The organism is Streptomyces sp. NPDC107522, from assembly GCF_055657525.1.
In genome coordinates, this window is the sequence record NZ_JBVKAU010000024.1 from 19952 (window position 1) to 41370 (window position 21419).

15 protein-coding genes and 3 pseudogenes are annotated in these 21419 nt (G+C 68.7%); 11 read left to right on the forward strand and 7 right to left on the reverse strand.

The features are described 5' to 3' along the window. The first annotated feature begins 495 nt into the window (after positions 1–495). A complete protein-coding gene (locus ACZ7L6_RS40190) occupies positions 496–1053 on the forward strand; it encodes a DUF3291 domain-containing protein (RefSeq protein WP_471932923.1) in 558 nt (185 codons plus the stop codon). Positions 1054–1632: 579 nt separating this feature from the next. Here ACZ7L6_RS40190 and ACZ7L6_RS40195 read toward each other — a convergent pair. Next, positions 1633–2478 (reverse strand): alpha/beta fold hydrolase, encoded by an 846-nt coding sequence (locus ACZ7L6_RS40195; RefSeq protein ID WP_471932925.1) that lies wholly within the window; start codon positions 2476–2478, stop codon positions 1633–1635. A 294-nt stretch (positions 2479–2772) separates the two neighbouring features. Here ACZ7L6_RS40195 and ACZ7L6_RS40200 point away from each other — a divergent pair. The 3 genes and pseudogenes from ACZ7L6_RS40200 to ACZ7L6_RS40210 all read left to right on the forward strand — a co-directional run. Further along, positions 2773–3337: pseudogene (locus tag ACZ7L6_RS40200) on the forward strand (IS5 family transposase); the annotation flags it as partial. Between the two features lie 759 nt (positions 3338–4096). Then, positions 4097–5182, forward strand: a complete 1086-nt coding sequence (locus ACZ7L6_RS40205) for a hypothetical protein (RefSeq protein ID WP_471932926.1) — start codon at positions 4097–4099, stop codon at positions 5180–5182. Between the two features lie 460 nt (positions 5183–5642). Further along, complete coding sequence (locus ACZ7L6_RS40210; RefSeq protein WP_471932928.1) at positions 5643–5834, forward strand: hypothetical protein; 192 nt, start codon at positions 5643–5645, stop codon at positions 5832–5834. Positions 5835–5843: 9 nt separating this feature from the next. Here ACZ7L6_RS40210 and ACZ7L6_RS40215 read toward each other — a convergent pair whose 3' ends face one another. Next, positions 5844–6065, reverse strand: a complete 222-nt coding sequence (locus tag ACZ7L6_RS40215; RefSeq protein WP_471932930.1) for a hypothetical protein — start codon at positions 6063–6065, stop codon at positions 5844–5846. Between the two features lie 920 nt (positions 6066–6985). Between ACZ7L6_RS40215 and istA the strand changes: the two are divergent. The 3 genes and pseudogenes from istA (at position 6986) to ACZ7L6_RS40230 (ending at position 10045) form a co-directional block, all read left to right on the forward strand. Then, positions 6986–8630, forward strand: a pseudogene (gene istA, locus ACZ7L6_RS40220) (IS21 family transposase). Continuing rightward, positions 8627–9372, forward strand: a pseudogene (gene istB / locus ACZ7L6_RS40225) (IS21-like element helper ATPase IstB). Before istA ends, istB begins: the two co-directional pseudogenes overlap by 4 nt. Before the next feature lie 328 nt (positions 9373–9700). Further along, positions 9701–10045, forward strand: a complete 345-nt coding sequence (locus ACZ7L6_RS40230) for a hypothetical protein (RefSeq protein ID WP_471932932.1) — start codon at positions 9701–9703, stop codon at positions 10043–10045. A 706-nt stretch (positions 10046–10751) separates the two neighbouring features. On the opposite strand, the gene ACZ7L6_RS40235 is transcribed toward ACZ7L6_RS40230, so the two are convergent. The 4 genes from ACZ7L6_RS40235 to ACZ7L6_RS40250 all read right to left on the reverse strand — a co-directional run bounded on the left by ACZ7L6_RS40235 (position 10752) and on the right by ACZ7L6_RS40250 (position 13799). Next, entirely contained in the window at positions 10752–11657 is a 906-nt protein-coding gene (locus ACZ7L6_RS40235) for a helix-turn-helix transcriptional regulator (protein ID WP_471932934.1), read from the reverse strand. Positions 11658–11764: 107 nt separating this feature from the next. Beyond that, positions 11765–12133 carry a hypothetical protein gene (locus ACZ7L6_RS40240; protein WP_471932936.1) on the reverse strand — a complete coding sequence of 123 codons (369 nt, stop codon included), beginning with the start codon at positions 12131–12133 and terminating at the stop codon, positions 11765–11767. Positions 12134–12342: 209 nt separating this feature from the next. Then, entirely contained in the window at positions 12343–13092 is a 750-nt protein-coding gene (locus ACZ7L6_RS40245) for a transposase (RefSeq protein WP_471932938.1), read from the reverse strand. 185 nt (positions 13093–13277) lie between these two features. Continuing rightward, positions 13278–13799 (reverse strand): hypothetical protein, encoded by a 522-nt coding sequence (locus ACZ7L6_RS40250; protein ID WP_471932940.1) that lies wholly within the window; start codon positions 13797–13799, stop codon positions 13278–13280. 608 nt (positions 13800–14407) lie between these two features. Here ACZ7L6_RS40250 and ACZ7L6_RS40255 point away from each other — a divergent pair. The 4 genes from ACZ7L6_RS40255 (at position 14408) to ACZ7L6_RS40270 (ending at position 19624) form a co-directional block, all read left to right on the forward strand. Continuing rightward, entirely contained in the window at positions 14408–17179 is a 2772-nt protein-coding gene (locus ACZ7L6_RS40255; RefSeq protein ID WP_471932942.1) for a helix-turn-helix transcriptional regulator, read from the forward strand. Between the two features lie 341 nt (positions 17180–17520). Beyond that, on the forward strand, positions 17521–17799 hold the full coding sequence (locus ACZ7L6_RS40260) for a hypothetical protein (protein ID WP_471932944.1): 279 nt from the start codon (positions 17521–17523) through the stop codon (positions 17797–17799). Continuing rightward, a complete protein-coding gene (locus ACZ7L6_RS40265; RefSeq protein WP_471932945.1) occupies positions 17796–18320 on the forward strand; it encodes a hypothetical protein in 525 nt (174 codons plus the stop codon). The genes ACZ7L6_RS40260 and ACZ7L6_RS40265 overlap by 4 nt, the downstream gene beginning before the upstream one ends. After that, positions 18317–19624 carry a hypothetical protein gene (locus tag ACZ7L6_RS40270; protein ID WP_471932947.1) on the forward strand — a complete coding sequence of 436 codons (1308 nt, stop codon included), beginning with the start codon at positions 18317–18319 and terminating at the stop codon, positions 19622–19624. The genes ACZ7L6_RS40265 and ACZ7L6_RS40270 overlap by 4 nt, the downstream gene beginning before the upstream one ends. A gap of 772 nt (positions 19625–20396) precedes the next feature. Here ACZ7L6_RS40270 and ACZ7L6_RS40275 read toward each other — a convergent pair. After that, positions 20397–21098: a hypothetical protein gene (locus ACZ7L6_RS40275; protein ID WP_471932949.1), complete on the reverse strand. Its 702-nt coding sequence runs from the start codon at positions 21096–21098 to the stop codon at positions 20397–20399. Positions 21099–21419: the final 321 nt, after the last annotated feature.

Consider the following 21419-nt stretch of genomic DNA (forward strand, 5'->3'; position numbering starts at 1 on the left):
ACACGGTGCTGCGCAGCGTCCTCGCCCTCTGCTCCTGGGCTTCGCGCCCTCCGGCGCGGTCGCTGCCGCCACGACCACCTCACTGCCTGAGGAGCTAGATGACCAACGAGGCCCCCGAGCAGCGTGGTTGAGACGTCAGACATCTCGATCAACAACTCGGGCGTCTCGCTCGTTGCGCTTCATAGGCCGTCACCTGATCGCGGGCCAGCTCGAAGAAGCTCACTGGTACCCCGCAGCCTGCCCCGCCCGTCACCGCCCCAGCCCTCGCAATGACCGGTGCAAGAGGCCACTTGGACAGGGAAAACGCAACTTCGACATGGCCCGCAGAAGCAGCTACCTTCACCTGGTCTTCGGCGACCGCCCACGGCCGCACAGGAGTTCCCTCAGGCTGAGCCACCCGCGACGTGATGAGTCGGTCACGCCCCATCCTCGCCTCCAGGACGTAAGCCACCGAGCCGGGTCCACACCAGGCACCCCCCAACCAGGGAGAGATGCATGCCCCATCTTGCGGTGTACACATTCGGCGTCCTGAAGTTACCTCTCGCCGATCCCGCACCTCTCATGCGCGAGTTCTACGACTGGGGTGAGGCCGTGTACCGGAAGATCAGTCAGCACCCCGGGTACCTCGCGCGTGCTGAAGCGGCGGACGGTGACCGGGGCATGCTCTTCGAGGCGGACTGGGGTGCATGGGGAGCGTTCGCCGTACCGACTTGGTACGGCAAGGGCCGTACGGTGGAAACCACCGCCCTGGCCGCGACCCTCTCACTCTGGACCGACCTGCGCCCCGCCTTCGACGCCGTCTACACCGGTCTGCACCGTGAGGCGCTGACCAGGCGTTACGACTGGTTCGAGAGGACAGGGCACCCGAATTACGTGTTCTGGTGGGTCTTCGACGGCGTGATACCCACCTGGCAGGACGGGGTTTCCAGGCTGGAACACCTCCACGGCCACGGCTCCGCGCCGCACGCCTTCACCTTCCACCACCCGTTCGCCCCGGAGGGAACTCCGACCAGGATCAAAGGCATCGGGGCGAAGAGCGACCAGGTTCGCTGACAAGGAAGCCTGAACGACTGGGTTCGCTGTCAAACGCCCGTACCCTGCAAGCAGGCTCGATCGGGCATGGCGGCAGGCCCGGGACTGTGCTTAGGCGCCCCTCCTGATCATCGCCCGCAGCAGATCGTGACCCGCCGCGGCGAGGTTGTCTTCCGTGAGGGCGTGCAGGAGCAGACTGTCGGGTGCGGTCATCGTGCTGATCTCCTTCGGGCTTCGACACCTCGAAGATCAGCCGGTGGCCGTTCGTCTATGCGGGCAGCAGCCAGAATCCGGAACCAACCGCCGGATAAGGTCGAACCCGTACATCACTTCGCCGGACGCAACCCTGGATGGATGAGGAGGACAGGCGACGAACGCCCGTCTCGTCCATCTCCAAAGCGAGCCAGCACCCCCCGACCGCCGCGTCTCACAAGACAAGGCGAAGTCTGGAACATGACGGCTACAGGACCTTGCTCGCCGAACTCCGCTGTGCGCCTATGACTTCAAATCCCACGCTGTTCCTTTTCCGAATGCCCCTGGGGCCGACGTCTCGTTCCGCCGGCCCCCGGGAGCACATGGTGCGAAGAGCATCACTCTCCGTCAGGCGGGGACGCGGTCAGACTGCAGAAACGCGAGGATGTCGGGATTGACGACGTTCGAGTGGGTCGACAACATCCCGTGCGGAAGCCCCTCGTAGCTCTTGAGCGTGCCGTTCTTCAGGAGCTTGACCGTCAGCGGCGCCGAGTCCTCGTACGGAACGACCTGGTCGTCGGTTCCGTGAACGACGAGGACCGGTACGTCGATCTGCTTGAGGTCCTCGGTGAAGTCGGTCTCGGAGAACGCCTTGATGCATTCGTAGTGAGCGTTGGCCGCGCCCATCATTCCCTGCCGCCACCAGTTGTTGATCAGTCCCTGCGACACTTGCGTGCCGGGGCGGTTGAAGCCGTAGAACGGCCCCGAGGGCACGTCGATGTAGAACTGCGCGCGGTTGGCAGCGAGAGCCTCGCGGAAGCCGTCGAAGGTCTCGATGGGCAGGCCGCCCGGGTTGCTCTCCGACTTGACCATGACAGGCGGTACGGCACCCACCAGCACCGCCTTCGCGACGCGGCCGGGCTTGGCGCGTGCGACGTAGCGTGCGACCTCGCCGCCGCCGGTGGAGTGGCCGACGTGGAACGCTTCGCGGAGGTCGAGCGCGTCCGTGAGGGCGATCACGTCGGCGGCGTAGGTGTCCATGTTGTGGCCGGTGGCCGTCTGGCTCGAGCGTCCGTGCCCCCGGCGGTCGTGGGCGATGACTCGGTAGCCGTGTGCCAGGAAGAACAACATCTGGTTGTCCCAGTCGTCGGCGCTCAGCGGCCATCCGTGGTGGAAGACGATCGGCCGGCCGTCTCGTGGACCCCAGTCCTTGAAGAAGATGGTGGTGCCGTCGTCGGTGGTGACTGTACCCATCGCTGACCCTCCGCTCGCCCGGGCGAGCCCCGGCGACGCGGAAGCGTGGGGGGCACGCGGGACCGACGATCACGCCCTGGGGCGCGGTCTGGGACGTACCCGGACCACAGTACGCGCGCGGGCTGCGGACGGCATATCGTTGGACGGCGCATCCTCAAATGGTCGGCCCCTGCCGATTTCGAGGCACCGTCCGCCGCCCCAGAGGCTCGTCCTGGGCCGTTGGAACCATCCATGTGGGCGCGCGTCGGCGGCGGCAGCGCCGAGCGGGCCGAAGGCAGGAGCGCGGGCGTAGCCTGGCGAGACCTGCCGGACGAGCTCGGCTCGTTCCAAACAGCTCCCAAACGGCTGATCAGGTGGGCCGTGGACGGAACCTGGGAGCGGATCCTGCCGCAGTCCTGTCAGCGGCCGACGAGGGTGACGACATCGGCTGGGCCGTGTCGGTGGACTCAACCGTCTGCTGGGCTCACCAGCATGCGGTCGGAGCCAGGAGAAGGGGGCAGTGGACCGGGCCGAACCCGACGATCACGGTCGGACGCTCCCGCGGAGGCCTGAGCGCGAAGGTCCACCTTGCCGGCGACAGTCGTGCAGCTGGCCCTCCGCGTCACCGCAGGCCAGGCGGGCGACGCACCGGCGTTCGAGGCTGTCATGGCGTGTTCCCCGAAGTGGCCCCGGAAGACCGAGGACCCGACCGGGTGCCGTTCTGGCAGACGGCGCGTATTCATCCCGCGCCATCCGAAGTCACCTTCGCCGACGCGGGATCCGTGCCGTCATCCCTCAGCCTTCCGACAAGGTCGGACACCGTCTGAGGCGAGGCCGCGCCGGCGGTCGGCCACGCGCCTTTGACGGCAATGGGTTCAGGTGGGGTTTCAGCGGCATGATGCCGCTCCTAACGTACAGCTCAGGCTCGAGCGACAACACCGTGACGTGCTCGCCGTACTTGGCCGCCTCCAGGCGACCGGGCCGTGTGAACCACCGGCCAGTTGACGCTCGGCCGGCCCACCGCCTCCACAGCGTGCCCTTGCCCCTCAAGCAGCACGCCCTTGAGCAGCCAATTCAAGATTTGTTGCACGTTCTGTCAAGGTCTGGGGAGCAAGGTGCTGCTGTAGGCGCTCGAACACCGACCGCCTTGATAGGGAGCCCGCATAGGCGCTTTCGTCGAACCCTCGTGACCGCCGGTCTCGGCGGGACGTTCGCTATCGGCGTTATCGCCGCATGAGCAACCGCCATCTCACGCACACCAGCCCCGTGGCCACGGCAACCATCGCAGAAGAGACAACGGCGGGTTCCGGCATGCTCCGTAGTTCGGCACGTCCAGACAAGGCCCTGACGAGCCCAGACAATCCCCTGTCTGTCCAGGACAGCCGATTGCCGTTGCTATACGGCCCGTCGGCGGTCAGCAGGCTCTGTGGTGCACAGCTGGCCGATCAGTCACCACGGCACGGCAAGACACACAGCAGCCCGCGCGAACAGGCCCACCCGGTTGGCTGTTGGACGGCCGGGAGACCGAGCTGTGGGACGGACGACCATCCGCCCTGCAGCGCAGCAAGGCCATTTCAAACCAAGCCCTGACCGCGCACCGCGCGCGGGCACGGCGTACTTACCGAAGGAGAGTCACCGCATGCTTCAACGACCGTGGAGACGAGTGGCGTTGCTCGTCGCCGGGCTCGTCACCGTCGCGACGGCCACGACCGGCGCGGCACAGGCATATCACGCTCCCGCAGCAGGTGAGGGCGACACCGTCATTTCCATCTCGGGCGACCAGTTCCGCCAGGCCCGGGCGAAGTCCCGGGCAGCCGACACCAAGGCTCTTCGGACCGCCTCCGCGGCGGCTCCGACCCGTGAACGGGAGCGGACCTCCTACCTTCAGGAGAGCCGTAGGCAGGGCGTCGACGACGTCTCACGCGAGGACGTCGACGTCGTGGACCTCGGCCACGACCTACTGCTCACCCTGCCCGAGGAAACCGACATCAAGTCGGTGACCGTCACCAAGCACGACGACGGACGGTTCAGCGCAGAGGTGGAGGATGTACCACAGGCATTCGGCGCGGGCTCTTCGACCGTGGCTGCGGACTCCGACCACACGGATGCCGGCATCACTGGAACCCAGGGGGAGATGGATTGCCCGCTGACCAGCGAGACCGGACAGTGGAAACTGACCATGCTCGGGGTCGGGTACATGTACGCCTACTGGCAGAAGTGCAAGGCGGGTTCAGCGTCCACCCACGACGTCTGGGTCTACAAGCGGTGGGCGGTCGGGCGTCCGGTGGACGTCTCCGGGGAGGACTGGTCCGTCGTTGGCATGTACCTCGGTTCCTACGCCAAGCCGGGACAGGAGTCCAAGTTCCTCTCCAACATCGACCAGCAACCCCGCACCACGCTGAACAAGTGCGACGAGATCTTCAATGGAACGGTCACCACCGGTGTGCCAGGATTCGGCGTCGAGGTGGGCTTCCCCATCAAGGATTGCACCGACTACACGGTCAACTGGGGCAGTACCGCGGGCAAGTACAGCATCTACATGGATCAGGGCTTCTCCTACTACGACGGTGATCAGGAGGTCGAGTACGCCCAGGCAGTCAAGATCAGAAAGGGGCAGACCCCCTACTGGAGCGACCGCCAGCGGATCGAGTGGGCCCGCTGGACGCTGCCGACGATCCCCTGTGAGTCGGTGAACTCCAACAAGGTCTGCGACCCCGATGCATAGGAGTAGAAGTAGACCACCTGCCTCTGAACCGACCGGAGGATTTGAGCGAGTCCCAATCTCCGGCATCGCGCCGTAACGGGCATCGCTCTCGCCGATCAGCCTGAAGATGTGAACGGCCCCAGGGCTCGCACCCCTGGGGCTGTTTCGTACGCAACCGGCCGACAGGGCGCCGTGCGGTGCGGCTCGCCGGTTTCAGGGAAGCGCGGATCAGTTTCATGGCGGGCTCGTGCCAGGCCGGCGTCCGGACGCTGCCGGTCTTCGTCCCGTGCCGGTCCAACAGCTACCCGAAGGTCTCTGCGAAGTGGGGTGGCGAGGAGAGGGTTTCGGCGAATGGCCGGCCAGCGGGCGGTCCTCGTCCGTCAGCACGCGTGGCGGTCCGGGGTACGGGTGGGCCAGCGTCCGGCTCTCCTTGCCTACGATGCTCGGTGAATTGGTCAAGGCCCGCGGGAACCATCACCGCTTGACCGATCCGGTCGCCCGCAGGGACGCGGCCGCCCATTCCACCACCGTGCTCGCCGCCTTCCTGCCGTCGGTGATCAAGTGGTGTTTCGAGCCTGCCCGTCTCGGTCGACAGGTGAGGGGCCCGTGTGCTGCCCCGTTAACCGCGATCGCCTGCCAGGCCGCCTTCCACCTCGCGGGCATCCTCATCTGACCCCGACGCTCACCGGCTCGTGGTTGTCGTGCGCACTCTGGTCGACCTGATCGCGCGGGCCGCGGCGGTTCGCACGTAGATGGCCACCGGATCGCGGTGCATACCGAACGGATACGGCTGCTGATCGCCGTCGGCTTCGGGGATGTCTTGCAGCTTTTCGTCCACGTCCTCGCGGTCGAAGGACAGGTCGTCCCGGTCGACGCCGAAGAGGGGTCCGTACGCCGCCATCATGCGGGCTGCGCCCTCGAGGTCGTCGGCCGGCAGTGTGGTGGGGGAGGGGCTGGTGGGTGCGAAGAGCGGGGGGGGGGTACCGGCGCAGCCAGGCAGGGCCTGCGGGGAGTGTCTGCGGCGGTTGGCGGGTCTGGGTTTCGTACTGGAATGGGCGGGCGTGTTGGATGAGTTTCGCGGCGGGGCGTTCGATGTTCATGGTGCTGCGGTCGGCTTCCACGAATGCGCGTGGTTTGCGTGGGTGTTTGCCGTCGACGGGGGTGTAGTGCGTGACGGTGTCGGTGACGGGTCGCTTTTTGTCGCTGATGGGGTGGGAGATCTCGGGGGTCCAGTCCTATGGTCCGTGTTCGTGTCCGAGTCGGCGGGCGTCTGCTGCGAAGGGCAGGTGGGTGCGGACGATGGTGAGGGTGTGTGGTGTTTTGAGTGAGGCGGCTGTGGCGGGGGTGATGGGGTACGGGGGGCGGGTTCGTATCGTTGGGGTCCCGGGTCAGGCGGGCGCCTTCGCTGGTGAGGTACCTGGCGCGGGAGCGGTTGGACGCGGGCAGCACCGTGTTGTCGACGAGGCCCTTGTGCTGCGGCTTGTTCAGTGGGCTGGGGAGGGTCTGGCGGGCGGCGTTCGGCCGCAGCAGATCGTGGAGTTGGTGGGTGGTGGCCATTCGGTGCTGGGCGTGCGCGGACAGGAGTTGATGGGGCAGCGGCTCGACGGTACTGGGGGTGTACGCCGAGGGGTCTTGGTGGCGGTGGTGGTCACTGCCGAGCACTTGGTGTTCGCGCTGTTTGGTTCTGGGAACCAGTGCTGGCCGCATCTACGGATGAGGAGTGGCCCCACGGCCCTTGTTGCGGAGGGCATTTGAGCGAGTTTTGGCCCCACCCGTGGGCTTGTGGTGGGAGGATCGGTGTGCTCCTGCCGCGAGGAGGCACGGATGCCGCCAAAGACCAAGGTCGAGTTGTTCGCTGTGATCCGCCGGGACTCCCGGATGGAAGGGCTGTCGATCCGGGCTTTGGCGCGCAAGCACGGGGTTCACCGGCGGACGGTGCGGGAGGCGCTGGTCTCGGCTTGGCCCAAGCCGTGTAAGAAGATGCCACCGCGCAAGTCGCGCCTGGACGTGTTCGAGAACGTGATCGACGACATCCTGCGGGCGGACCTGGATGCGCCGCGCAAGCAGCGGTACACAATCAAGCGGATCTACGACCGGTTGATCGACGAGCGGGAAATGGAGGGTATCTCCTACGCCACGGTCTGCGACTACGTCGCCTGGCGGAGGGTGGAGATCCGTGTTGAGGAAGGCCGGGATCCGCTGTAGGTCTTCATCCGGCAGTCGCACCGTCCGGGCGAGGAGGCCGAGGTCGACTTCGGCGACGTGTGGGTGAAACTGGCAGGACGGCAGACGAACTGCTACCTGTTCACGCTGCGGATGTCGTACTCGGGCAAGGCAGTGCACCGCGTCTTCGCCTCCTGCGGCCAGGAAGCCTTCTTCGAAGGCCACCTGCACGCCTTCAGGGTGCTGGGCGGCCTGCCGACCGGCAAGGTCCGCTACGACAATCTGCGGTCCGCCGTTAACCGGGTCTGCTACGGTCGCACTCGCAAGGAAGCCGACCGCTGGGTCGCCTTCCGCTCACACTTGGGCCTGGACGTCTTCTACTGCCAGCCCGGCTTGGAAGGCGCCCACGAAAAGGGCGGTGTCGAAGGCGAGGTCGGCCGCTTCCGCCGCAACCACCTGGTGCCCGTCCCCGGGGTCGACTCCCTCGCGGAACTGAACGCGAAGATCGACCAGTAGGACATGGAGGACGACGCCCGCCGGATCGGCTCGCGTCCGCGGACCGTCGGCGAATACTTCGCCATCGAGCAGCCCCTGCTGAAGCCGCTGCCTGCCGAACCGGTCGAGACGGCTCGCGTCTTCACTCCCCGGGTGGACCGGTTCGGTCAGATCAGCGTGCGTATGAACCACTACTCGGTGCCCGTCCGCCTGATCGGGCGGCGAGTACGGGTGTTGCTGCCTGCCTCTGAGCTGGTGGTCTACGACGGACGCGACGAAGTCGCCCGTCACGAACGGCTCGTCACCCCGGGGCAGCTGCCGCCTGGAGCTGGACCACTATCTGGAAGCCCTGGTGCGCAAGCCCGGCGCCCTGCCCGGAGCCACCGCACTGGACCAGGCCCGCGCGGCTGGCAAGTTCACGCCGGTGCATGACGCCTGGTGGGCTGCCGTCCGCAGAGCGCACGGCGACGCCGAAGGCACCCGCGCTCTGATCAAGGTTCTGTTGCTGCACCGCACCATGCCGCACGAACACGTGGTCACCGGCATCGCGACCGCCCTGCAGGCCGGCGCCCTCACCGCCGATGCCGTCGCGGTCGAGGCCCGCAAGGCCGCCCAGGACGAAGAATCGTCCCGTCCGCCTGCCCATCTGACACCTCCAGACCCGCTGCCCGGACCGCAGGTCACCTCTTTGACGCAGCACCGCCTGGCGGCTCTGCCAGCCGACAACCGCCCCCTTCCCTCGGTCGCCGCCTACGATCAGCTGCTACGGCGTCCGCCATCCCGTCCCGCCAGCCAGGGAGAGCTGCCGTGACCGTCCAACGCCACCGCGGCCTGACCGAACAGGCCGCCGACGCCGCTGTCGATAACGGGTGCCGCATGCTCCGACTGCCCACCATCCGCACCCAGTACCCCGCCATGGCCGAGGCCGCTGAACGCGAACAGCTCACCTACCGCGGCTTCCTCGCCGAGCTGCTGATGGCCGAATGCGACGACCGGGACCGACGCCGTCCGAACGCCGCATCAAGGCCGCCGGCTTCCCCCGGCAGAAGGCCCTCAAGGACTTCGACTTCGATGTCAACCCCAACATCGAACCCGCCATCGTCCACTCCCTGGCCTCCTGCGAGTGGGTCCGCAAAGGACTGCCGCTCTGCCTGATCGGAGATTCCGGCACCGGCAAGTCCCACCTGCTGATCTCTTTGGGCACCGAAGCTGCCATGGCCGGCTTTCGCGTCCGCTACGTGCCGGCCGCCAAGCTTGTCAACGAACTCGTCGAGGCGGCGGACGACAAGCAGCTGACCAAGACCATCGCCCGCTACGGCCGGGTCGATCTGCTCTGCATCGACGAACTCGGCTGTATGGGACTCGACCGCCGCGGCGCCGAACTGCTCTTCCAGGTCCTGACTGAACGCGAGGAGAAGAACAGCGTCGCCATAGCCTCCAACGAGAGCTTCAGCGGCTGGACGAAGACCTTCACCGACCCCCGGCTCTGCGCGGCCATCGTCGACCGGCTCACCTTCGGCGGCAACATCATCGAGACCGGAACCGACTCATAGCGGCTCGCACAGACCCGGGCACAGCAGCAAGCCACCACCTGACCTCCGGATCCGGCCCCACAAGGCAGACCTCTTGATCAAGAATGGACCAGTCGTTCGCCACGCTGACCACGGATCACAGCCACCGTGCTGAAGGAGGAATCCGATTTGGCCGCCCCCTGGGATGCTCTGGCGTCCACGAGCATCGGTGCCGTCGCAACCATCCTCGGCATCGTGGTGGGCGGCTTCGTCGGCCGCCGCAGCCAGAACCAGCAATGGCTGCGCGACACCCAGACAGCAGCCTGCGGAGCCTTCCTCCGGGAGTTCACCGCCGTCGAGATCGAGCTGCGTGAGGCATACCTCGACGACCGGCCACAACAACGCCAACTGGCCACCGTTCAACGCCGCGTTGACCTCACTCAGCCTGGTCGCCACCCGCGAGGTCGCGAACGCAGCCGGCGACCTGGCCGATGCGATCGGCCGCTTCGCGCTCCTGGTCGCCGACGGCGGCCCGAAGAACCGCGACGACCTCCAGCGGATCATGGCAGAACTCGCATCCGGACAGCTTGCCTTCGTCAACGCGGCCCGTCGTTCCCTTGACGGCTCCCAGCAGTCCATCGACCGGCAGCTCGGAGGACCGCCGCCATGGCGAGAGATCGAGCCCTACGCCCCCACACCTCGCTCCGGCGACTGACGCCGAACCCTCCGGCGCACAGGGTGGGGCCAAATTTCCCGGAACCCGCTTCCAAGATCGCTAAGTGGGGCCAGAAAAGACTCCCAGGTGGGGCCACTTCACGTTCTTGAGGCCACGCTGTTCTTGCTCTTGGCGTGCCGCAGCGTCGGGGCAGTTGCCTCGTTCTGCGACGTCTGCTGTGCAGCAGACATGGTCAGTCTCGCAAGCTGGAACGGGTTGTTGCTGGCCTTGAGAAGACCTGCTGTCCCCGACCCGCTCACCGACCTCGAGGCCCTGACCAGGGTCACGATGGGGACACAACGGCTTGGTCGGGCCTGTGGTCGACCCGACCACAGCTTCAGGTGCCTTGACTCACCGATGCCCAAGACACTCCCTGATGGCCCGTGCGGCCCCCGGCACGCTGGTGCGTAGACGGCCAAGGCGTTGCAGCAGCTGGCGGACGCTGGAACTCAGCACTGAGCAGGCAGACAGCAGGAGCAGGGCTTGCGCCCCCGGCTGGCCAGCTGGAGCAAGGTCGAGATGCTGCTCCATTCGGAAACGGCGATGGCCGGTGCCGCGAGGCCGTGTGGTTTCGCGGGGGAGAGGTGGCTGGCCTTTCCGTACCGGTCATCGTGCGGCGTCTGGCCCGCCGGGAGTTCGTCGATCCCTTGAACCACAGGCCGCGGGTTCTTACGGTATCCCGTGTGTCACGCGATTCGCGTCGTGGTCAGGGCGTTGAGGACCGGCGGGCGGCCAGCGCCTCGATGCGGGAGCGTCTCCAGCGCTGCTGGCGCGGTCGGCCGGCACTGCCGCGGCGGTATTCGAACCCGTCGGGCTGCTCGAGATCGGGCAGGAGCCCGTGTCCGAGGGCGCTGATGAAGCTGTCGGCGTTGCGGTAGCCGAGGATCCGGGCCGCCTCGGCGGCGCCGACCAGGTCCTCGTTTTCGTCCTGGTCGGCGGCCGGCAGTACACCGCGCTCGCGGGCGGCGGCGATGACGGTGGCCCGACGCCACTTCTTGCGGGCCCCGCCGCGGCTGCCTTCCGGCTTCTCCAGGGTCTGCGGTTCCGGCAGTTCGGGGATGCGCCCCTGGTAGAGGGAGCTGGAGAAGGAAGCGACGCTGCCGTAGCCGAGCAGGCTCGCGACTTCAGCTGTACCGAGCAGCTCGTCCGGGTCCCCGTCGACGGGTACCTCGGGCAGTGCGGCGGCCGGGGCGGAGGCGCGCCGGCCCTTGCCCGGGCGGCTGGTTGCCCAGGCGACGATCGTGCCGCGGCGCCACATCGGGCCGTCGATGTCCTCGTCGGGCTCGGGGAAGTACCCGGGCCGGTCGCGGAAGTAGGCGTCGATGGTGGACGTGCGGGTGTAGCCGAGGAGCTGGGTCACTTCACGCTTGGTCAGCAGCTCGTTCTGGTCGGCCTCGAGTACGGCGGCCGGCAGCGTGCGCTTCTTCGGGGCGCGCTGCGCGAAGAACGCGGCGACCTCGTTGTGGCGCCAGAACCGCTTGCGGCCCTCGGTGTGGGAGGCCGAGGGGAATCCGCTGTCCGGGTTGTTGCTCCACTCGCTGATCCGGGACTTGCTCGTGCCGAACTCGGACACGATCTGCCCGGTGTCCACGAGTCGCTCGGCGGAAGACATCAGGTCCCCTTCGAAGGATCAGCAAGGCGGGGCCGGCACCATCGAGCGCGACAGGTTCGATAATGCCAAAGGGGGTGGTTTGGTGTCCAGTCTGACGCCAAAATGGCCTACAGCATTTCCTCACCCAGCAGACACACCCCCAAGCGCGCCGCACGCTGCGCCAGTTCCGCGTAGGCCATGGCGGCCGGCGCGGCGTCCCAGGTCACGAACGCCAGAGCGGAGACCGCCTCGCTGCGCGTCGTCCCTTCCGCCCACGGTGAACCCGCCGCAGTACACCGCTTGGCGAGCCCGGCGTCGGACAGGCTCACGGCCTCCCGGTCAACGCCTGCCTGGACATCGGCGACGCCCTCGCGCCGGGCGCGAGGGCCCCTGGACAGCAAGTCCTGCAGCGCGTGCGGGTCGCTCACGCTCTGGGCCCGGGCTGCAAGATCGAGCAGCACGGCGGTGGGGTTCATGTTCGTGGTCATCTCCTCCATCCACTGCAGGGGCGCCGGCCATGCCGCGGCTTCCCTCGACGTTTTGCTGCGCGCGACTTCGAGAAGATGTGGAGTCCGTGAATCTCGCCGAGCCAGCCGTTGAGGCGGTCCTCCTCGATGCGGTCACCGTCGGATGTTTTCTTCCAGACGCCGGCGCTGATCCTTCCTCCAAGTGGCCACATGGAGTTGTCGGTGATCATTGAGGTTCTTCAGCGTTGCCGCTCCAGGGTGAGGACGGCTTTGGCGATTGACGTCATGCGATTCGGGCTGCACCGGGATCGGCGGAAGATCTGCCAGGACTTCAGGCGCGCGACACCGCGTTCGACCGGCGCCCGTGCCGCGGCCAGGGCCCGATTCCGGGTCTGCTCGGTGAGACTGAGTTCCTGCAGGGGCCTGTGTTTGATGCCCGTGGTCACCCAGGGGCCACCGCCCTGGTAGGCGAGATCGGCCAGGATGGGGATGCCCTGGCGCTCGCAGATGCGGATGATCCGGTGGGTGCGGGCGGCGGTCAGGTCGTGAGCTCGGCCCGGCAGCGCGGGTGAAAGCCACAGCAGCTGGCCGTTCGGATCGGTGACCACCTGCACGTTCACGCCGTGCCGGCGGTGCTTGTGGGAGTAGTCGGCCCGTCCGTCGCCGACCCGGTCGCACTCGGCGAGCGTGCCGTCCAGCAGGACGAAGTCCGCATCGGCCTCGCGCAGGACCTTCAGCAGCCCCGGGGCACGGTCAGCCAGCAGGTTGATGATGGCGCTGGTGTAGGCGTGGGCGGTGGACTCGCTGATCCCGAACCCGGCAGCGATCTTCGCCAGGGTGGTGTGTTCGCGCAGGTACACCAGTGCCACCATCGCGCGTTGAGACGGGCGGAGCTTGCAGCGCCGGTCGCCCTCACGGGTGACGACGAGCATGGTCACCCACTCCACGAGTGCGTGGGGCAGGTCGAGTGCGGCAGGATGGATGACCAACGAGGCCCCCGAGCAGCGTGGTTGAGACGTCAGACATCTCGATCAACAGCTCGGGGGCCTCGCTCGTTGCGCTTCGCGGCCGTCACCTGATCGGTGGCCAACTCGAAGAAGCTCATTGGCTTAAGAACTGTTCGAGGTCGCGCGCCTTGCTCTGCATGTGCAGGCGCCGATGTATCGCTGAGGCCTTACGCCAGTGCTGTCGTGCTGTCTCCTGATCGCATGACCAGATTGGTCAAGACCCCGGCCATGGCGCCGGCTGCCGGGGCAAGCGAGAGGACCCTGACACGGCCCTCCTGCGCCCTCGTGAATCCCCCCGAAGCAGCCCCTCCGAGAGCAGCACGGCGGGCAATCGCCAGCCTGCATGGTGACAGATACCCTGTGCAGATTGTTCCAGCATGCCGCCTTTGATACTCGAGGTTCACAGACAGGAACCGGCGACGGCCGCCCATGAAGGGAGCGATCCACCGGTCGCCGACGTCGCCCTTCGCGCGCAGGCTGTACTTGCGGGTGCCGGCCTGCTGCGGGACGGTCGCGACGGGCGGTGAGGACACCCGGACGGCGCCGACTTGGGGGTCGAGGTAGGCGAAGACCAGGACGCCGTCGACCTTCAGACAGGGAAGACCGCCCTGGATTCCTGCGGGGAAGACGGCGGCGCGGTTGGCGCGCTCGCAGTCGACGGCGTCGGGGAACTGGGAGGTGAGCGGCACGCTCCGTGGGCGGCCTCGCCCGCTGATGGTGTCGGCGTACAGCGAGTAGCCCAAAGACTTCCGCCGGGCGCTGCCCTCGGCGCGCCTGGCCAGATGCCCCCCGCCGCCTTCCGGTCTTTGCGAAGAAGGGCAGCGGGAGACGGCGGACACCAGGGGCGGGCGGCGGAGCAACCTCGACTCCCCGCCCGCCCCGCTCAAATGCACCGGGCAGGGAACTCCAGGCCCCGATTGCCCCGACGAATCGCCGCAGGATCTGATGGCCGCGCTGGAGGCCAGTCCGCGCCGCTCTTCGGGCACGAGCCGCAGGCACGAGGTGCCTACGGAGGGCAGCTGACCGTCAATGGCATCACCGTTCAGCCGGACGTCGTTCAGCCGACGCGGGTCCAGTTCGCCCGGCACTGACGGCCCTTGCTCCCCTACACGCTCCCTGGCGCCATGTCAGCACTTTGACGCAAACCTCTGGCGGCTTCGGGCGGGGCTGTCACCCTGGGGGCTGCTCAGCGGGTGCGGCCCGGCCCCGGGGAGGTCCGGCAGGAAGCCCGCGCCCGGCGTCTTGCGCGCCGCAGCGTCCTGCGAGCTCATGGTTGCGTCGAACCAGTGGGGGACGAATGCGGCAGACGTCCGAGGCGCCGTTCCTGGGCAGGCACGAGGAACTGGCCAGGATGGGCACCTGGCTGGACAGAGCGGCGGGCGGCGAGCCCCGGATCGTTGTCGTCGACGGAACCGCCGGGGTCGGCAAGACCTCCCTGATCCGACGCTTTCTCGCCGCGAGGGCCCGCGACTGCCGCATGCTGACGGCCAGCGGCGAGGAGCTCGAACGGGACCTGGCCTACGGTCTTGTCACCCAACTGATGGGCCACCTGCCCGGTGCGGCCGGTGCTGTGCTCCCGGAGGCGGCTCACGGTGCCGCTTTTGGCCCCGCCGTGCAGGACCCGGTTTCCGTAGGGGCCGTGTTCCTGGATGCCCTGGGGCGGTTCCAGGACCAGAAACCGGTGGTTCTGGTGATCGACGACATCCACTGGGCAGACACTCCCTCTCTCCATGCGCTGACCTTCGTCCTGAGACGACTGCGCGTGGACCGGGTGCTGACCGTGCTGGCCACCCGGGACTCGGCCGATCCCCGGCTGCCGCAGGGGCTGCACCGGCTGGTCCAGGACGACACCACGCTCAGGCTGACCCTCGAAGGCCTCGGGGTGCCGGAACTGATGGCGCTGAACGCGGCCCTCGGACCCGCGTCGCTGCCCCGCCGGACCATGGTCCGGCTGCGGGATCACACACTTGGCAACCCGCTGCACGTCAAGGCGCTGCTCCAGCAGTTCCCCGCCGACGTGCTCGGTGGCCGCGCGGTCCTGCCGGCACCCCGCAGGTACGAGCGGATCATCGCCGAACGACTCACCGCCTGCGACCCCGGAACACGCCGCTTGGTGCAGGCCGCCAGCGTTCTCGGCATGTCCAGCCCACTCCATCTGGCGGCGGAGGTGGGCGCTGTCGCGGAGCCCCTGACCGCTCTCACCCGGGCGATAGCGTGCGAGGTGCTGGAGGAAGGCCCCACCGGCACCCCGCCGCAGGTGGCCTTCCCCCACCCCCTGCTGCGTGCGGCCGTCTACCGAGGGCTGGAGCCGGCCGAGCGTTCGCACCTGCACCGCGTGGCCGCCGGTCTCGCGGTCGACCCGTGGATCGCGCTGCAGCACCGGGTGCACGCCGCCGCCGGACCGGACGGCCAACTCGCGGATGACCTTGCGGAGTTCGCCTCGCAGCAGTCCGCGAAAGGCGCCTGGTCCGCGGCGGCCTCCGCCTCCATGGCCGCCGCCCGGCTGGCCGCCGAGCCCGGCCGGCAGGCACGGTGGCTGCTCCAAGGAGTCGAGTACCTGCTCCTCGCCGGAGATGTCAGCCAGGCCGCCGAACTCGAACGGACGGTCCGCGGCCTGGCTCCCGACGCGGAACAGCACTACGTCCTGGGGCACCTCGCCCTCACCACGGGCCGACTCGACGAAGCCCGCCGAGAGCTCGCCACCTGCTGGGACACCTGTGACGCGACTACGGAGCCGGAGACTCTACGCAAGGCCGCCGAGCAGATGGCCTGGCTGTGCCTCATACAGGGGGACGCCCCGCGCATTATCCACTGGGCCGAACGCGGGCTCGCCCTACCGCCGGGCGAGCGGTCGTCGTTCCTTCGCGACTCCCTCGCCATCGGCCTGGCCCTCTCCGGCGACTACGAACAGGGCATGCGTTCCCTCGCCCACCTGCCGGACATCGGGCCGCGGGCCGCCCCGCAGCAGCTGGACGGCCTTCTCGCACGCGGCATGTTGCGGCTCTGGAACGGGCAGCTGCACCAGGCCCGCAAGGATCTGAAGGAGGCCTTCGACGCCCACCGCCGTGGCGGGCTTCCCTACGCGGCTCTGGTCGCGCTGGGCTTCCTCACGGACGCGGCGTACCGGGCCGGGCAGTGGGACGAAGCGATCGCCCACGGCACCCATGCCGTGTCCCTGGCGGAGGACACTGACCAGATATCCATCCTCGCCGTGGTGCACGCCGTGACCGCCTACCCCCTCGCCGGGCGGGGCGACTTCCGGGCCGCCGAAGCCCATGCGGAGTCGGCGGCCGAGCACGCCTGTGTGCTCTCGGACGTCAACGACTCCGCCTTCGCGGCCACCGCACGCGCTCTCGTTCATGCCGCGCGCGGTGAGCACGAGAGGGTGATCGAGCAGTTGAGCCCCTTCCTGAGCCCGGAGATCGTCCACCGGTACGGCATCGAGGAACCCGGCCTGGTCGCCTGGCGCCCTCTGCTCTGCGAAGCCCTGACCCGCACCGGCCGCACGGAGCAAGCGCAGGCGGTGCTCGCTCCGTATGAGCGGCGCGCGGCCGAGCGGAACCGGCCGCTGGAGCAGGCGGCTGCCGCACGCTGCCGGGGGCTGCTGGAGGAAGCCCGCGGCCACGCCGAAGCCGCCGGGCAGGCGTTCCGGGACGGCCTGCGGCACTGCGCACAGGGCGACGGCTGTTGGGAAGAGGCTCTGCTGCACCTGGCGTACGGCACATTTCTTCGCCGGTCCGGCCGGCGCAAGAGCGCGGCGGCCGAGCTCGAAGCCGCGCACCGGACCTTCCGTCGCCTCCGGGCCACGCCGTACCTCGAGCGGTGTGACAGGGAACTGACAGCCTGCGGACACGCGACCGTGCGTCCGCGCAGCACCTGGCATCCGGTCCTGACCGCGCAGGAACTCACCGTCGCGCGGCTGGCCATGCAGGGTATGACGAACCAGCAGATCGCCCGCGAGCTCGTGCTCAGCGTTAAGACCATCGAGTACCACCTCAGCAACAGCTACAGCAAGCTCGGCATCACCTCCCGCATGGGGCTGATCGACAAGCTGGCCCGGGACGCATGACAACCCAGATACGAACGGGCGTCGGGCGCGCGGCACCGGCGCCGGGCGGCGCCCTCTTCTCCTCGCTGCGCGCCGGTGCGCGCCCCAGGGATCTCCCCGGGGTCGTCCCTGGGGCGCCGTGCGCTGCCGCTCCGTAGCGTTTTTGGACACCACACACGATCGATTGGGGGGAAGAGTTGCGTGCGACTGCGTTCCTTTCACGCCTCTTCTGCGCTGTGCTGCTCGCTCCGGTGCTGATGACCACTGCGGCGTGCTCGGAGGGCGGAACACCACCACCGGGGCCGGTGAATCCCGGCCCCCGGACGGCCGCCGGAGACGACTCACGGAGCGCGCCAGGTGGCGTGTCCGTCCGTACTCCGCCGCGCGTGGTGGGCAGTTGGTGCGGAGGAACGGACACGGCGGCGCACTGGACCTACGTCTTCACCGACGACGGACGGTACGCCCGCAGCAACGGGAGGCAGGGTGACTCCGGGATCGCACGCTTTGACAGCGGGCAGCTGACGCTCCTCGTCAACGGCCAGCCCCTCATCTCCTACCCGTGGTCGCTGTATTCCGATCCGACCCTCGGTGACCTGCTGTACATCGACGGCTTCAGCTACGTACGGGGGAAGTGCTCATGACCAGTGCTGTCCCTGACAGGGCCCCGGGGCGGCGGCGTCGCGCTCCGCTCCTCCCTCTGGCGGCGCTGCTGTTGTCCGCCATTGCCGCCTGCTCGGACTCCGGGAACCGGGCAGACACCGTGCCGTCCGCTTCACCCACCAGGGCCGCCGCCGGGCCCCGGGACCTCGTCGGCGCGTGGGAGAGCGCGCGGCCGGGCAGCAACACCACACTCGCGTACCGGTTCACCGAGGAGGGGAAGTACAAGTACGTCGGCCTGCTCTCGTACCCGATGGGGGCGGAAGGGATCTACGAACTCACCCACATCGTTGAGGGAACGTACGAGGCGTCGGCGGAGGTGCTGACCCTCAGGCCTCGCTCCGCGACCGTGACCAGGAAGAACCCCGAGAACCCTGAGCGGGACTACACGAACAGGCCGGCCCCGGTGGAAACGCAGCACTACCGGTGGACGGTAATGGACCGGAAACTGTCGCTCATCCGCCGGGACGGAACGAAGTTCGTCTTCACGTGGGTGTCCCCATGACCGGCCCCACGCATGCGGACCCGGCCGGCACCGCTCCGCCCCGGCGGCGGTTCTGTCTGCGGACCCGTGTCCAGTTCGGGCTGATAGCCGTCATTGTGGCAGCGACCCTGCTGGCCACCTGGCAGTTCAAGAAGGCCGGTGACGGCTATCAGGACGCGGTCGCCGAGGAAATGAAGCTGCAGGCGGCGGTCCAGGAAGAGGCCCGGTATGTGTACGCCGACGAGGCCCCCCTCGCGTTCCGCGTGGCGGCTGCCGCTGGCCGGGCCGAGGCCCTCGGCCCGCTCAGGGACGACGGCCGGCTCGCGGCATCGGAGTTCGCGCTCGCCGAGCAGGAGGCGGTCAGCCTCCGTGACCGTGCCCGGCCGGAGAGCATCATCGGCAGCGACCGGTACGGGGACGCCCAGAAGGGCTACGACGTTCCCCGCCGCCTCGCTGATCAGGAGGAACAGCATCCGGCCGACCACCGCCTCGTGCCCGGCCGGACGATGGCGGAGGGCGACCGGTGGGCGCTGTGGGGGCGAGTCTCGCTGGCCGTGGCCGGTGCGGCGATCCTTGCGGTGCTGGCTGCCGCGAGCGTTCTGCGCCCCGAGGCGTGGCGGATCCCGCCACCGTCCGCCGGTGGGTCGCGCCGCCTCCTGCGCGGCATCGACCCCATTCCGCAGCCGGCGACGGCCTCGCCGGACCGCCGGCGCGGCACGCAGCTGCACCTGCTCGTGGTCGTGCTGCTGTTCCTGCTACCTCTGCTGCAGTTGGCGGCAGCTTCCGGCGAGCAGCGCGCGCAGGCCGAAGCGTCCCGGCAGGCGCTGCGGCTCGGCGCCGCCATCGTGGCCAGCGGCCAGCGCTCGGCCTTTCTGACGCAGGCCGTCACCTCGTCACACGTGGCCGACATCCATGCGGCTGCCCGCGAGATTGCGGTCGTCTACGAGAAGGACTCTCCCGCCGTACGGCACGAGCGGGCCGTCGCCGCAGCCGAGACGCGCCATGCCTCCCGGCTGCGTGTGATGGCGGAGCACATGGGTCGGGCACCCGCCGTCACCGACGGGGTTTCCGTTGCGTCCGTGGCTGCTCTGCGGGCCCGGCCCGAGGACTGGCCGGACATGCGGGCTGCGCAGAACAGGCACAAGGACCTGGCGGACGCGGCCGGTGCTCGAGGGCTGTATCTGGCCGCAGCCACGGCGCTGGCGGTGGTCGCGGAGGTGCTGGCAGCCGCGTTCCTGGAATCCGGACGGCTGTCCAGGATGGGCTGGCCCACGGGATTTGCCGCGGTCTCGATCGGCATCACGGCCTGGGCGATGCTCGCGTGACTCCGCCGAGTCTTGATTGGGGGTTGCCGGGGGCCAGGCACCGTCGGGTGCCCGGGCGATCAGGGACAGGAACCGGGTCCACGTGTCCCGGCCGACCAGGTCGGTGCGGACGAACGCCTTGATCTGCCGCCTTTCGTGGCCGTCGGCGTCGGCGGTGGCGTTGGCGATCTGCGCGGCCTGGGCGTGCCGCCAGACCTTGAACGCGCCATAGGTGCCGTCCGGTCGGGGGCGGACGCTGACGGGGTCTTGGACACCGACTGCCTTGACGGAGTTGATCAGGTCGTCGTCGGGCTCGGTGTCGTACTCGCGGGCGTTGCAGTGGGGCAACTGAACTATGCACTGCCTCAGCGTCAAATGGCAGGTCAGGGCGCTCTTCGGCGTCGTGCCGTGTGCACGGAACAGGCGTACACGCCGCGCCTTCCGCCCGGGAGGCGGGGGATGGATGCCACCTGCTCGGTGCAGGGCACGCCGCAGTCGACGCACCTGCGATCGTCGCCGGTCACGGGGGCCGGCGCGGGCGGCGGAGACTTGGCGGAGCGGGACATGGCGGAACCTCCTTCGTCTTCGGGCTGGGGCGGGGTCATAGGGGCCGTCGGGTAGGGGGCGCTGCTCGGCGCCGGTGGCGTGCCTTGGGGCGGTGCTGCGTGGGCATCGCTCGGGCGCCGAGCAGCGATGGGACGGTCACGCTCATCCGCAGGAGCAGCGGTCCGCGGTGGTGGTGGCGCTCAGCCCTGGATGGGGCCCTTGGCCTGGCTCTCGTCGCGCCACTGCGTCAGCTGGCGGACGCATGCTGCGCTGTCGGCGAGGCACTCGTGAGCGGTGTCGGGGGAAGGGTGGCGGATGTGGTGTCGCCGTCCGGGTTGTGCAGGTGGGCTGTCCATCCCGGGCTGCCCTTGGCGGTGCCGTGGTTCTCCTCCGGGTGGTCGGCGGAGCCTCCGTCGTCGATGCGGATCGTCCAGCCGTCGACGAGGGGGACGGCCACGGCGGTGCGGTTGCCTCCCGTGCCGGTGAGGCTGCATCCATGGAAGGCGGCCTGTTCGAGTGCGCGAATGAGGATTTCACTCGCGCGGCAAGCGATGTCGCGGGCGGCCACAGGACCGGCTTCGAGGTGCTCGCGCAGGGCGGTGACCACGTCCGGGGCGGTTGTGGGTCCGGCAGGTGCGTCGGTGAGGCGGGACTGCAACTCGGCGAGGACGGCGGTGGCGGTGGGTGCGCCGGGCAGGTGGTCGACGATGTTGGTGTGGAGGAGGAAGAGCCGTTCCGCCCGGTGCTTGGCCGGACTCTCGGGGGCGGCGGCACGGAACTCCGGACGGGTGGGGTCGTAGCTGGTCAGGTCGTACGCGCGGGTGATCCCGTCCCGGATGAGGGTGCGCAGGGTGCGCGCGGCGGCGACCAAGCGCTCGGGGCCGGCGAGCGAGAAGAGGGCGCGCGTGTCGGTGCCGTGGGCTTCCCACAGGACCCCGTCCCACAACACGGCCGGTTCTACGGCGCGTCGGCCTGGTGGGCGCGGCGGGCCAGGCGCCCGGGATCGCGCTGAATTCCTTGAGTGAGAGCGGCTCCGGCCTGCTGCTGGAGTGTGAAGGCGTGCTGGGCGTGAGAGGTGAGAAGGGCGGCAGCATCGTGCAGGTCCACAAGGATCCTTCCGAATAAAGGACGTGTTCCATAATACCTATATAGTGGGGTGGGGCTACTGCTTTTCTCTGCGCTGCCCCGCCCCGAGGCGGCAGCTCAGGTCCTGGACGGTGTGGTGCTGAACGTCACCTGGATGCCGTCCGGTTGGACGGTCACGGTGCGG